We start from the raw sequence: 13,681 nt of genomic DNA, 5'->3' as shown, positions 1-13,681 counted from the left end.
GCGGATTGACGTCATTGATACAAGTTTTTATGTCTGCACATAATAACTGTCAAGACGGGACGTCGATGATGAAAACTGTATGGGCCAAACACGCGCTCACCTCAGATGGCTGGCAGTCCGATGTATGGATCACCTTGGGTGATGACGGGTGTATCCTATCGATCGAGGCAGAGGTTCAGCCCGAAGGCGAATGTTTTGGCGTGATGCTTCCGGCGCCGACAAACCTCCACAGCCATGCGTTTCAACGGGCGATGGCGGGAATGACGGAGCGACGCGGCAGTGATCCGTCCGACAATTTTTGGTCTTGGCGAAAGCTCATGTACAGGTTTTTGGATCAGCTCACGCCAGATCATATCGAGGCCATTACCGCCTTTGTGCAGATGGAAATGCTGGAGGCCGGATATGGTGCGTCCGTTGAATTCCATTATCTGCACCATCAAGCAGATGGGACGCCTTACGACAATATTGCTGAGCTCTCGGACCGGATCGCCGCCGCTGCTCAAATTTCTGGCATGGGGCTTACATTACTCCCCGTTCTTTATGAGCAAGGCGGATGTGATGGGCGGGCGCTTGGTGCCGGACAAATTCGATTTGGGAATAATCTCGACCGATTTGCAAAACTTTACGAGGGAGCAAGGGCGGGGTTAAAGTCACTGCCAAACGATTGTCGAATTGGCGTTGCGCCGCATTCTCTACGGGCTGTGAGCCGAGAGAGCCTTGCCGCCGTAACCACACTTCATACAACGGGGCCGATCCATATTCACCTCGCGGAACAAGTCGGGGAAGTTGAAGAGATTGTCACCGCCTACGGACAACGTCCGACGGAGTGGCTGTTCGAAAACCATCCCGTGGACGACAGGTGGTGCCTTATTCACGCAACGCAAATGCATGCGCATGAAACCATCGCCATGGCGAAATCTGGGGCCGTTGCGGGGCTTTGTCCTATAACCGAAGCCAATCTCGGCGACGGTATTTTCGATGGTGTGCGATATTTAAAACACGGCGGGCGTTTTGGTATTGGATCTGATTCCAACATTCGTATTTCCGTGTCGGAAGAATTGCGCGCTTTGGAATATTCACAACGCTTGAAATATTTGGGCCGAGCTGTCTTAGCCACGGAAACCCGCTCAGCGGGTCGCGTCATATTTGAAGGCGCAGCCTTTGGCGGGGCCTTAGCCTCGGGCCGAAACTCTGGCGTTTTGGAGCCCGGAAAACTGGCTGATATGATGGCACTTGATCGGTCCGATATAAACCTGATGGGCAAGAATGGGGACATGATCTTGGATAGTTATATTTTCGCAGGCGATGATTCTCTGGTGACGGATGTCTGGTCTGCGGGTCGGCACATGGTCACGAACGGGCGGCATAAGCATCGCGATCAAATTCTGGCGCGATTCCGCCAGACCATCGCCTCGCTGACAGAAGGACTATAGACCTGAAAAAATCAGCGACATGGCAGGGTATCGAAGCGGAAGTCATGCGGCGGATATCAGAAAGAGTTTGGGCGCCGGGTGAACTTATTCCGGGTGAGGTCGATCTGGCGCAAGAGTTTGGATGCGCGCGGGCCACGGTGAACCGGGCCTTGCGTCAATTGGCTGAGGCGGGACTGTTAGATCGCCGCCGCAAAGGCGGAACGCGCGTTGCGCGTTATCCCGTTCGGAAAGCAACGCTTGATATTCCTGTTACGCGGCTCGAAATAGAAGGGCGCGGCGTTCCCTACCGTCATACTTTGCTTAACCGCGAAATATGTTGTCCACCGGACTCGATTTGTGAGGCCATGGATGTTTCACAAACAACACAACTCCTGCATCTTCCGGCCTTGCACTTCGCGGACGGAAAACCGTTTTTATATGAAGACCGTTGGATCAATACGGCTGCGGTGCCTGAAATACAGGATGAAATTTTTTCCGAAATCAATGCCAATGAATGGCTTATCGAACACGCCTTATTCTCACGCGGCGATATTCGGTTTTCGGCGGCGAATGCGACGAAAAAAGAAGCAAAAATCCTGCAATGTGAGGCCGAGCAGGCCATCTTTATTATCGATCGAACGACTTGGAACAAAGATCAATCCGTCACATCGGTCCGCTTAGCCTATGCACCGGGATTTCATATGCGTAGCCAGATCTAGGGGCGTTTAAACGAAAGCGCGAATTCGTTTTAAATTAAACTTTATCGCGCTCTGAGTGTCTTCAGACGATCTCAATGCCATCAAACAGAGGGTCGCTGTCAGCTCTCTCAACACGCGATTCAATCGTTGATTCTGCGTCTTCCAGGTCATCAACCCTGGCGACATGAAAGAGCGCATCACCTCGGTTGACGATAGGCAGGTTTGTGCGACCAATAATGACGCCGGAATGTTTGGCGATCACGTCTTCTTCGACTTCGCCCAAAGGTCCGGCGACGCTGGCAATGACCGCGCCTTTTTCAACCACATCACCGAGACTATAGGCGGCCCGCATCAGGCCGGACATGGGTGCGCGCAACCAATGGCTGGATGCGGGTTGCACAGGATCATGGGTCAATTTTCGAGGCTTCAGTTTTGGCAACATCCCGACATGTCGGATAACACTCAGCACGCCTTTGACGCCGATGCGAATGGCGGTTTCGTTAAATCGCAAAGCTTCACCCGCTTCATAGAGCAACATGTTGCAGCCGATTGCGCGGGCGGCCTCACGGAGCGAGCCATCACGCAGGTTGGAATTGAGCATGACCGACGCCCCAAACGCTATCGCCATTTCTTTGACGACAGGGTCATCCAAATCGGCGCGAATTTGCGGCAGGTTTTCGCGATGAATCGCGCCGGAATGCAAGTCGATACCAAACTGCGATTTAGAGACGATCTCCGTCATAAACGTATGCGCCAGCTGTCCCGCGGGCGACCCGTCCTTATGTCCCGGAAAAACCCGGTTCAAATCGCGACGGTCCGGCAAATAGCGCGACATGCCAAGAAAGCCGTACCCGTTGACAATGGGGATGAGGATTAATGTGCCCGCGACGCGCGATAACACTTTCATCTGAGAAACTCGCCGGATGATCTCGACGCCGATTATTTCATCGCCATGAATGGCAGCGCTCACAAATAATGTCGGCCCCGGCTTTTTGCCATGGATGACCTGCAGACGCAGCATCATATCCGTGTGGTCGGCGAGTCGGCTCAGCGGGAGATAGATTGTCTGTGAGGTGCCGGGCTCAATTGAATGAGCCCCGATGATGAAGGGCTCGCGCATGTTATCCCTTGCCGCGTGTTGTTGTTTTCCCAGGCTTTGCACTTTTCTCGATAAACTCGATAATTTTCCCCGCAACGTCAATGCCCGTTGCGTTCTCAATGCCTTCTAATCCCGGCGAGGAATTCACTTCCATGACAACGGGACCACGCGACGAGCGGAGCAAATCAACGCCGCAGACATTTAACCCCATTGCTTTGGCGGAGCCAACCGCCGCCGCGCGTTCTTCCGGAGTAATTTTGATGGATTTCGCAGAGCCACCGCGGTGAAGGTTAGAGCGGAATTCGCCCTCCTTGCCTTTACGCAGCATCGTCGCAATGACTTTGCCGTCGATGACTAAACAGCGAACATCTTCGCCGCCAGCTTCGGCAATAAACTCTTGCACCAAGATGTTTGTATCAACGCCGCCAAAGGCTTCGACAATACTTTCAGCGGCGCGGTCGGTTTCGCTGAGCATGACCCCAATGCCTTGCGTGCCTTCAATCAGCTTAATCACGACAGGCGCGCCACCGGCGCGGGAAATGACTTCGCTAGGATCATTGGTCTTATGCGCAAAAATTGTTCGGGGCAGGCCAATGCCGCGTTTACTTAAAAGCTGGAGACTGCGTAGTTTGTCACGTGACCGCGTAATCGCCACGGATTCATTAACGGGATAAACCCCCATCACTTCAAGCTGACGGAGAACAGCTGTTCCATAGAACGTCACGGACGCCCCAATTCTGGGGATCACAGCATCATAGAGCGGCAGTTCCTCCGATTTATAGACGAGTTTAGATTGTCCGGATGATATATCGATCAAGCAACGGAGGTGATCAATCACATCCATCGTGTGACCGCGCGCTTCAGCGGCTTCAACCAACCGTTTGTGCGAGTAGAGCCTTGGATTACGGCATAACATAGCAAGCTTCATAAAAGTCTCCAAGGTGAAGACCGAAACTAGCACGTAAAAAAGGATCGCCGACCGCTATTGTCAGCAATCGTCACAAGGGAAGGGTCGAAGGCCGTTTCTGGCTAATCGTTGTGTAGATGCGCGTCCCTGCGCTTAGGTGTTGGTGTCCGAGGGCGGAGTGTCGGACGGATGATCGAGGACAGAGGCAAGCGTTTCTGGGTCAATGGCCCGTTTGAACTTTACGCCCGCATAATGCGGATTGGCCCAGCGAATATGTCCTTCATACCAAGCCCCACCGATAGCGATGGTGATCTCTTCTTGACCATCAATTTGTCCGGAGTGGCGGATTTTAAATCCGTTCATCGAAATATCAACCAGACGCATTCGAAGGCTCTCTCCGTCCAATTCAGTATCAACTGGAACATTCAAGGCGCGCCGCGTTTCGCGAACAGTTTTCCGACGCGCGCGTTTTTGCGCGTAGAAAAACGCCCCGATAAGCGCCATTACTAACAGCATGATGAAGAAGGTCATGGTGTTGCCTGTGACAACAGCGTCGCGCCCCAAAGAAGGTCCGTTCCCAGATCCTGTCTCTGTGGGCCGATTACGCGTCGGAGACGATGATTCTGTCGGGTTTGAGGGACGTTTCACATCGTTTTCTGCATTACGTCCTTCAGCGGTTGAGAACGCGGGCGTGTCAGTTTCGCCGTCAAGCTCACTTTCTTGTTCGTTGTTTTCTTCGCTGCATTTCCAATGACCCTCTAGGGACGAAAGTCCGTCAAAAACGGCGGGCGTCACAATTGTTTCGAGGGCTTGACGGGCGTAAATGTCGTGCCCGGATGCGGCACCGGATACGGCTTCGCGCAGCCCTGACACATATCGTATCAAGGCGTCCCGTTCGGTTTTCCGGGTCGCGGAGGGGTCGGCTGGGATTAAGCCAGGGAGTGAAATCTGGCTTGTAACAGTATTGAGCCGCGCAATCTGAGCCTCATAAGCCGGACCGCCGGGATCATTCTGTATCTGGCGAACCAAAGATAGGCTCTCGATCATGTGACTAAGCGTGCCACATGCCGTTTCAGCCCGTGCGGATTGGGCGCTGATAAGGCCTAAAAAACAGGCAATGATGATGCGGCGGGCCGTCATAATAACCCTCCTATGAACAAAGGCGGTTAAATTAGGATTTAACCGTCTTTGCTCAAGAAACTTTCTAACGATTTGTCCTCATAGGCGCGTATGAGTACATCCATAAAGCTGACGCCCCAGCCTGTGGGTAGCCAAAATGTTTGGAATTGTTAGAGCGTCATCAAGGGAAAGGACGATGTTCGTGGCTTTCGCGTCAGTTTGTTTCCGGCGTTTCGTCGTTTAGGAGGTCTTGCGCGGCTTGTGCCAAGACGTCGCCGACAGTTTGAAACTTGGTTGAGAGCGGGGACGTTGGTCGCCAGACCAAAGCAATATCACGTTCCGCAATCGGGGCATTAATGGGACGGACGACAATACCCGGGTCCTCCCGCGCTTCAGACCGCATATAGAGGCTGGGCATTACAGCAACGGATCCGCCCATCGCAGCCATTTGTCGGACAGCATCAAGGCTCGTGCCTTCATATTCGCTACTTATCTGCGCGCCAGCGAGTTCTGCTAACCGAGCGACAAGAACAGAGAGCTTGTGGCCATAGCCAAGGGTTAGCAGGTCGCGGCCGCCCAATTCGGCGATCGACACGGGGCCATCATTTTGGGCCAAGGGGTCGTCAGGGGCGACGCCAATATAGAGCTGCTCATGAAACAAGGTCACGTGCCGCATTGCGGGGTGATCCTCAGGCGTAGAGATAATTACGTCCAGCCGCCCGTCCTCTAGGTGGGCTTGTAAGTCGACTGTGCGTTCTTCGCGGACAACAATCCGCAGGCCGGGATAAAGCTTATGCAGGCGCCGAACCGCAAGGGGCAGCAGGTAAGGTCCGATCGACGGTAGAGTGCCGAGCCGGATGCGTCCCACTAGCGTTTGTCCGGCTTCTCGTGCCGTCGTTCTAAACGCATCCATATCGCGCAAAATGATACGGGCTCGACCCGCGAGCTCTAGTCCGATTGGTGTTAAAGGCGCGCCGCCACGACCGCGTTCAACCAGTGTTGCGCCAAGGACGTCTTCCATATCCCGTAGTTGGGTCGAAAGACTGGGTTGCGACACGTTAGACAATTTTGCTGCGCCAGAAAATGTTCCGGCTTCATCAATCGCGACAAGATATTGCAGTTGTCGTAGCGTCGGTTTCATTGGGGCGGACTCATGGGGTGAACTATAGTTTTTCCCTATGAAATATATTCAACACTTATCCTACCCCTAAGTTAGAGCGTAAAATAGTTGGACCTTCAACTTAAGGAAAGTTCGACGATGTTCCGTATAATCCAAGATCTAAGCCAAAGTGAAATGGTCCGCAAGATAGCCTTGTTTTTCGCACGTCCCCCCCTTGCAAGGGTGAGAATCCCGGTCTTGGTCGACACGGTTGAACAGTCCTATCATGCGGCAACTCGCCATCGTTAAAATAGGGTCCGCTCGACGGGTCATTCAGAATTGGCGTTGATTGGCCTTGTCGTGCTGATCGGCGTGCGCGCCTAAAACGCTCATATCTAAAGCCGATATAAACATCATCGAAAACTGTCTCCCGCGAGTGAGATTGGATTAGCCGATTTGATGAACCATTAAAAATATAGAGTTCTCTTATGTCTGACAGTCTGATCCTTCGGTCTCCGGCGCGCACTATTCGAAAGCGCGCCCTGGATTTTATCCATCTCGAAGCCTCGGGCGGCTTGGTCTTGATGTTCACGGCTTTGTTGGCGCTCGTCGCAAATAATTCCCTGATGGCGTCCAGTTATACAGGCATTTTCGACACCACCGTAACGGTGCAGTTTGGGGCCTTTATCATCTCGAAGCCCTTCTTGCTGTGGATCAATGATGGGTTGATGGCGATCTTCTTCTTTCTTGTGGGTTTGGAGATTAAACGCGAAGTATTAGAGGGGGAATTATCATCGCTCGACAAAGCCGCCCTGCCGATATTTGCCGCCATTGGCGGGATCATCGTTCCGGCGATGGTATATCTATCCTTCAACTATACTAATCCGGCAACAGCCGGCGGTTGGGCGATCCCCGCGGCGACCGATATTGCGTTTGCACTCGGGATTTTGGCGCTCTTAGGGCCGCGAGTTCCGGCATCCTTGAAGATTTTCTTGCTGGCCGTTGCCATTATTGATGATCTGGCAGCGATTATCATCATCGCGTTTTTCTATACCCAAGACCTAAGCCTCATCGCGTTGGGCTGGGCTGGGGGCGGCACAGTAATTTTGTTCCTCATGAACCGCTTCAGGGTGATGCGGATTCTGCCTTATGCCTTGGTGGGGATTTTTGTCTGGGCGGCCGTGCTGAAATCGGGCGTGCATGCCACATTGGCGGGTGTGATCACGGCCTTGGCCATACCCTTGGCGCGCCCTGATGCACATACGCCGTCGCCGCTGCGTCGCGCCGAACATGGACTGCATATCTGGGTCGCGTTCTTAATCTTACCGCTCTTCGCGTTTGCCAATGCGGGCGTGTCGCTCAACGGGCTGGCCGTGTCTGATCTGCTCTCGCCTGTGCCTCTTGGTATCGCGCTGGGCTTGTTCGTCGGTAAACAAATCGGTGTGTTCAGCCTCTGCTGGATTGCGGTTAAGTCCGGATGGGCCAAACTTCCCGAAGGGGCGAATTGGCTGCAAGTTTATGCGGTCGCGTGTTTGACCGGTGTTGGCTTCACCATGTCGCTCTTTATTGGCACGTTGGCGTTTAGTGATGCGTCCCAGTTAAATGGCGTCAGACTAGGCGTGATTATGGGATCAATTGCCTCGGGTGTGTTGGGCTACATGTTGCTTCGCGTCTTTTGTAAGACGGACGCCCAGACGGAAACTGACATCGAAGACGACACTCACCTTTTCGATACGGTATAAGCGATCTGGAGCGAATATGACCGACACTGTCACCCATGCGGCGGGTTCATCCGGCCCTGACGATAAGAAACTGGCCAAAGACCTGACCTTGTTCGATGTCTATGCGATGTCGACCGGGGCGATGTTTTCGTCGGGTTTGTTCCTTCTGCCGGGTATTGCCGCGGCGTCGACGGGGAACTCGGTTTTCTTGGCTTATTTCTTCGCCGGGTTTTTGATCATGCCCGCCATGTATTGCATGGCGGAATTGTCGACTGCGATGCCCAAAGCGGGTGGAACCTATTATTTCCTCGATAGGGCGATGGGTCCGCTCATGGGGACGATTGGGGGGCTGGGATCATGGATCGCTGTTGTGTTCAAGTCGGCCTTCGCGCTTGTCGGCATGGGAGCATATCTTGGGATTTACTTGGATTTACCATTTGAAATTACCGCGATTATTTTGGCCATTGCCTTCGGGGCTATCAACATTTTCGGCGCGAAAGAAACAACCACATTGCAGCGCGTCTTGGTCGTGACACTTGTTGTGATTCTAGTCGGTTTTACACTCTTGGGTCTAAAGGCGGCATTAGAAAAAAATGGGTCCCTGATCGTATTTAATCCAGAATACGGGGCGTTCTTTAAGGGCGGACTCGTCGGTTTTGTTTCGACCATCGGCCTTGTTTTTGTGTCTTATGCGGGCCTAACTAAGGTCGCATCTGTAGCCGAAGAAGTACAAAATCCGGATCGCAATATCCCGCTTGGGATGACCCTGTCGCTGGCAACGGCGACTGTCCTTTACACACTCGGCACGGTCGTGCTGATCAAGCTCCTGCCCGGCGAAGCCTTATTTGGCAGCCTTACACCGATTGCTGATGCCGCCCGCGTCTTTGCCGGTGATTGGCCATTTGATATCGGCGTGATCCTTATCGTTGTTGCCGCCATCGCCGCGTTCGCGTCGACAGGGAACGCCGGAATTATGAGCGCCTCGCGCTATCCCTATGCCATGGCGAAGGATCGCCTCGTACCGGAAAGGTTGGCTGAGCTTGGCAAGTTCAAGACACCGACGCTCTCGATCATGTTAACCGTGGCTGTGATGATCGGGGTTATTTATATCTTCGATGTTGCCTCAGTGGCCAAGCTCGCCTCTGCCTTTCAGCTGCTTTTGTTTATGCTGGTTTGTGCGGCCGTGATGGTGATGCGGGAGTCCCGTATTCCGACGTATAAGCCCGGCTTCAAAGTGCCGCTATATCCGTGGATGCCGATTGCGGGCATCATCATTGGTTTCTGGCTTATCATTGAAATGGGGACGATGGCGATTGCCTTTACCGGTATGATGGTGATCGGCTGTATCGTTTGGTACAATGTCTATGCCAGCCGCCGGGTGAACCGTCGCGGGGCGATTTTCCACGTTCATGAGCGCCTTGGGCGTAACGCATATGAAGGGCTGGAGCATGAATTGATGACGATCATCAATGACCGCACCCAGGCTGAAAACCTTTCGTACGAGGCCGTGATCGCCCGTTCGCTCGTGACTGACTTCCGCTATGGGCGGTATGATTTCGAGTTGTTGGTTGATTTGATGACGATCGAAGGGGAGAGCCGTTACGGTATCGACCCCACAGTAACCCGGAAAATATTGGCGTCCGAAACACCGGTTTTCCGCCCGATCAGTGATGGTGTTCGTTTGGCACGCTATGTTGATGCGCGGGTGAAAGAGCCGGAATTATTCATCTTTCGCTTCGGTCCATCATCTCGTTTGGACATGAACTTAGAGGATTCCGAAGGGTTGCATACGTTGATGGTTCTCCTGTCACCGTTAAAACCCGCCGGTCTGGATATGCGGATTGCCGGACATTTGGCAGAAATCGTTCAAGGCGAAGGGTTTGAGCCGCGCTGGCTGTCGGCACGCAGCGAAGCTGAACTGAATGACGTGCTCGTTCGCGATGACCATTTTCTTCATGTTGCGGTGGAGACACTGCCGCGCCTGAAGGCTCAGATCGGCAAACCGATTGGGGATTTGATCGGACTCGGCGATGTCGTTGTGGCCTTGATCGAACGCGGCGGTAAAACCAGAATCGCAACGGCTGATAACGTTATCCAAAACGGCGATATTGTTGCATTGGTTGGTGAACCGAACGACCTCGTTGCCTTGCGACTGGCCTCGGCAACTGAAGAGGGAGAAGTATGAACGCTCTGTCGACCTTACTGTCGCCCGTTGTCTTGTTTTTCGCACTCGGCCTCTTTGCGGCGATATTACGCTCACCGATGAGCGTGCCGCAAAGCTTCGCCAAAGGCTTGGCCATCTATTTAATGATGGCGATCGGCCTCAAAGGCGGAGTGGAAATGTCCAAAACCGCATTGGACGGACAAGTATTCGCCGTTTTCGGTGCGGCGACGCTGCTATCCTTTGGCTTGCCCTTTGTCGCTTATGCGGCGCTTCGGATCACGAGCGGCCTGTCGAAGGTCGATGCGGCGGCGACGGCCGGACATTATGGCTCAATCTCGATTGTTACCTTTGTCGCTGCGATTGAGGCGCTGCGCATGGCCGGTGTACCGAGTTCAGGCTATCTCGTTGCTGTCGCGGCGGTCATGGAAACGCCTGCGATCATTTCGGCGCTTTGGCTCGCGATGCGGGGGAACAAAGCGAATTCAGATGAGGACTCCCATCATGATCGGGGTGAGTTAGCGCGCGAAGTTCTGTTGAATGCCTCCATCGTCGTCTTGCTTGGGGCCTTGGTCATTGGCGCTATCGCGGGCGAAGATGGTTTTGAGCGATTATCCCCTTTCTTCAAAGCGCCGTTCCAAGGCGTACTGTGCTTGTTTATGCTTGATATGGGATTGAATGCAGGTCGGGGTCTGCGGCGCGGTTGGCGTAAGCTCGGTGTCGCACCGATTGCTTTTGGTCTTTATATGCCCCTGATTGGCGCGTCGATAGGGGCGCTCTGTGGGGTACTCATTGGCATTGGTCCCGGTGATTTAGCCCTGCTAATGGTTCTGTCAGCTTCAGCCTCTTATATCGCTGTGCCCGCCGCCATGCGTCTGGCGCTCCCCGAAAGCGATCCGTCGGTCTATTTGACCTTGTCGCTCGGCGTGACCTTTCCGTTTAATATTGCGATTGGTATCCCGCTCTATATCGCCGTTGCCTCGTTGATTTCAGGATAGGATCATGACTGAAGATCATAAGAAACTCCGCCTTGAACTGATTATCGAAAGCCCAGCTTTGCGTCGCGCGGAGGATGTATTGCTGGATTGCGGCGTCACGGGATGGACGGTCATTCCTGCAATGGCGGGCTTTGGCGGAAAGACTCGTTGGTCGCGCGGTACGGATATCAGCGAAAGCACAGATATGGTCGTTGTGATTTGTATCGGTGATGCAGAAGTGCTGGAGCCCGCTTTGGAGCGTTTGCATAAAATGCTCGACCGCAGGATTGGCGTGCTCAATGTGTCCGAAGTGCGCGTTCTTCGGCCCGGACTCTTTTAATTCAAGCCATAAAAAAGCCCGCCTCGCGGAATGCGCGGGCGGGCAAAGTCATGAGTGTGTCAAACGGATTAGCCGTCTAAACGATCAAAGTGTCGTGCTGATGAGCAAACGTCTTGATGCGCTTGCTTAAGTAATTGTGTGCCGACAGCGTCGAGCTGGCCGTCTTCGATACAGTCTTCAATGCGGTGGGCTAAGAACGTCTCACCGTTTTCGACGGACTCGATGGCGCCTTTTTCATCGTCCCGGAAGACATTGGCAAAATTCATCCAGCCACGATGGACAGCACCACGCATCGTTCCGTGTGTTGAGGGTTCACCCCCAAGCTCGCGGACATAATTCTGGATGGCGGCAATATGTCGTGAACGTACTGTTGCGCGTTGATCGAAATCGGCTTTCAAAGCCCAGCTATCATCCGCTTCATCGGCGGCATCTTTATAGCCTTTAAAACTATCAATCATAAGGCGCGTCACATCGTTCAGCTCCTCGATTGTATCTTCTTTGGTTAGGGCGAGGGGTGTGGGTGTATTTGTGATATCCATTTGAAAGGCCTTTCTATTTGCGTTGTGCCTAATTAACGACACGACACTGAAAGTTGTTCCAAAAAGGCCCAGTTGGGTTTCATTACATTTCTTTAAACCACTCCGTGAAGGCGTCTCGTTCGGCCTCACTCAGGTGCAAGCCAAGCTTGGTCCGGCGGTACAAAACATCTTCCGCAGTCCGGGCCCATTCATGGGCGCGCAAATAGCGGGCTTCGGCTTCAAACAGATGCGATCCGAAATAGCGGCCCAGATCAACATCAGGACCGGATCCCAAGACCAGCGTGATCCGCGTTCCATAGGCGCGACAGAGGTGTAATAGCACATCGTTTGGCACGTCGGGGTAGCGGTCTGATTGCGTCTTCAGAAACCCCTTGAAATCGTCGGCTGGAAAATCGCCACCCGGAAGCTGGGCGTCTGCCGTCCAGTCATCCCCGGCTTCACCGTAATATTTCTCGAGCTTTTCTAACGCGTGCTCCGCGAGTTTCCGGGACGTCGTGATCTTGCCGCCATAAATCGATAGGAGCGGTCGCTCTGCGGACAGCTCATCAATATCCAACACATAATCGCGAGTCACAGCGGACGCATTTTCGCTTTTATCGTCATAGAGCGGCCGGACGCCGGCATAGGACCAGACGACATCATCGGCCGTTATATCATGCACGAAATATTCTGACGCTGCGGCACAGAGATAATCAATTTCCTCAGGGCTAATCTCCATCGGACCCGGCGCAGCATCCCACGGCACATCGGTCGTGCCGATGAGGGTGAAGTCACGCTCATACGGGATCGCAAAAATGATCCGGTTATCGGCGTTTTGGAACATATAGGCGTGGTCGCCAGGGAATAGCCGTTTGGTCACGATATGGCTGCCCTTGATCAAGCGCAGACCCGCTTCATTTTTATCTTTCTTGATCTTGAAGAGAACCTCATCAACCCACGGGCCAGCGGCATTCACGACCCCGCGTGTTATGATCGTTGATCCATCGGACAGCGTCGCCTCATATCCTGCCGGGTGGGCTTCGATGGCGATGACTTCGGTGCCGACACGTATATCAGCGCCTCTATTCTGGGCGTCGACAGCGTTCAACACGACCAACCGCGCATCCTCGACCCAACAGTCGCTATATTCAAACCCGGTCTTCAGCCGCTTTTCCAGCACGCTATTATGCGGGGCTTTACGAAGGTCGACGGTCTTGGTTCCGGGTAAGAGTTCCCGTCCGCCAAGATTGTCATAAAGAAACAGACCGAGGCGCAACATCCATGCCGGGCGCTGTCCTTCATCATAGGGAAGCACAAACCGAAGGGGCCAAATGATATGCGGCGCAGCGCGCAATAAGACTTCGCGCTCGATCAGGGCTTCACGCACCAATCGAAATTCATAATATTCAAGATAACGGAGCCCGCCATGAATGAGTTTGGTCGACGCGGAGCTCGTATGGCGCGCCAGGTCATCTTTTTCGCATAATACAACAGACAGGCCACGGCCTGATGCGTCCCGCGCAATCGCCGTGCCGTTAATGCCGCCGCCAATGATAAGCAGGTCACAAATATTCATACATGGGCCATAGCGGAGCGCGCGCGACTGGCAAACGCGCAATGCGGTGTTAGA

At 53.6% G+C, this 13,681-nt stretch carries 12 protein-coding genes; 6 read left to right on the top strand and 6 right to left on the bottom strand.

The features are described 5' to 3' along the window. The first annotated feature begins 68 nt into the window (after positions 1-68). On the top strand, positions 69-1,433 hold the full coding sequence (locus IE105_RS12955; RefSeq protein ID WP_189499204.1) for a formimidoylglutamate deiminase: 1,365 nt from the start codon (positions 69-71) through the stop codon (positions 1,431-1,433). After that, the gene (gene hutC / locus IE105_RS12950) at positions 1,394-2,131 is read left to right on the top strand and encodes a histidine utilization transcriptional repressor HutC (protein WP_308429112.1); all 738 of its coding nucleotides are present in this window, start codon (positions 1,394-1,396) and stop codon (positions 2,129-2,131) included. The genes IE105_RS12955 and hutC overlap by 40 nt, the downstream gene beginning before the upstream one ends. Before the next feature lie 61 nt (positions 2,132-2,192). Here hutC and IE105_RS12945 read toward each other — a convergent pair whose 3' ends face one another. The 4 genes from IE105_RS12945 to IE105_RS12930 all read right to left on the bottom strand — a co-directional run bounded on the left by IE105_RS12945 (position 2,193) and on the right by IE105_RS12930 (position 6,376). Further along, positions 2,193-3,230 (bottom strand): succinylglutamate desuccinylase/aspartoacylase family protein, encoded by a 1,038-nt coding sequence (locus tag IE105_RS12945; protein WP_189499141.1) that lies wholly within the window; start codon positions 3,228-3,230, stop codon positions 2,193-2,195. 1 nt (position 3,231) lies between these two features. Further along, on the bottom strand, positions 3,232-4,137 hold the full coding sequence (gene rimK, locus IE105_RS12940; RefSeq protein ID WP_189499139.1) for a 30S ribosomal protein S6--L-glutamate ligase: 906 nt from the start codon (positions 4,135-4,137) through the stop codon (positions 3,232-3,234). 132 nt (positions 4,138-4,269) lie between these two features. Further along, on the bottom strand, positions 4,270-5,256 hold the full coding sequence (locus tag IE105_RS12935; RefSeq protein WP_189499137.1) for a PilZ domain-containing protein: 987 nt from the start codon (positions 5,254-5,256) through the stop codon (positions 4,270-4,272). A 193-nt stretch (positions 5,257-5,449) separates the two neighbouring features. Beyond that, the gene (locus tag IE105_RS12930) at positions 5,450-6,376 is read right to left on the bottom strand and encodes a hydrogen peroxide-inducible genes activator (RefSeq protein WP_189499135.1); all 927 of its coding nucleotides are present in this window, start codon (positions 6,374-6,376) and stop codon (positions 5,450-5,452) included. A gap of 446 nt (positions 6,377-6,822) precedes the next feature. On the opposite strand from IE105_RS12930, the gene nhaA reads away from it, so the two are divergent. From nhaA to IE105_RS12910, 4 genes are read left to right on the top strand one after another with little or no spacing between them, the layout of a single operon-like run. Next, positions 6,823-8,076, top strand: coding sequence for a Na+/H+ antiporter NhaA (gene nhaA, locus IE105_RS12925; RefSeq protein ID WP_189499133.1), 1,254 nt, complete (start codon positions 6,823-6,825; stop codon positions 8,074-8,076). Between the two features lie 16 nt (positions 8,077-8,092). Next, positions 8,093-10,240, top strand: coding sequence for an amino acid permease (locus IE105_RS12920; RefSeq protein WP_189499131.1), 2,148 nt, complete (start codon positions 8,093-8,095; stop codon positions 10,238-10,240). Continuing rightward, positions 10,237-11,214 carry a sodium-dependent bicarbonate transport family permease gene (locus IE105_RS12915; RefSeq protein ID WP_189499130.1) on the top strand — a complete coding sequence of 326 codons (978 nt, stop codon included), beginning with the start codon at positions 10,237-10,239 and terminating at the stop codon, positions 11,212-11,214. The genes IE105_RS12920 and IE105_RS12915 overlap by 4 nt, the downstream gene beginning before the upstream one ends. A gap of 4 nt (positions 11,215-11,218) precedes the next feature. Further along, positions 11,219-11,533, top strand: a complete 315-nt coding sequence (locus IE105_RS12910; RefSeq protein WP_189499128.1) for a DUF190 domain-containing protein — start codon at positions 11,219-11,221, stop codon at positions 11,531-11,533. Positions 11,534-11,601: 68 nt separating this feature from the next. Here the strand turns inward: IE105_RS12910 and IE105_RS12905 are convergent, their stop codons facing one another. Further along, on the bottom strand, positions 11,602-12,072 hold the full coding sequence (locus IE105_RS12905) for a ferritin-like domain-containing protein (protein WP_189499126.1): 471 nt from the start codon (positions 12,070-12,072) through the stop codon (positions 11,602-11,604). Between the two features lie 82 nt (positions 12,073-12,154). Then, entirely contained in the window at positions 12,155-13,627 is a 1,473-nt protein-coding gene (locus tag IE105_RS12900; RefSeq protein ID WP_189499125.1) for a glycerol-3-phosphate dehydrogenase, read from the bottom strand. Between the last annotated feature and the right edge of the window lie 54 nt (positions 13,628-13,681).

It is taken from the genome of Algimonas arctica (genome assembly GCF_014652695.1).
GTDB classification, from domain to species: domain Bacteria; phylum Pseudomonadota; class Alphaproteobacteria; order Caulobacterales; family Maricaulaceae; genus Litorimonas; species Litorimonas arctica.
This window is presented reverse-complemented; position numbering and strand designations above follow the sequence as displayed.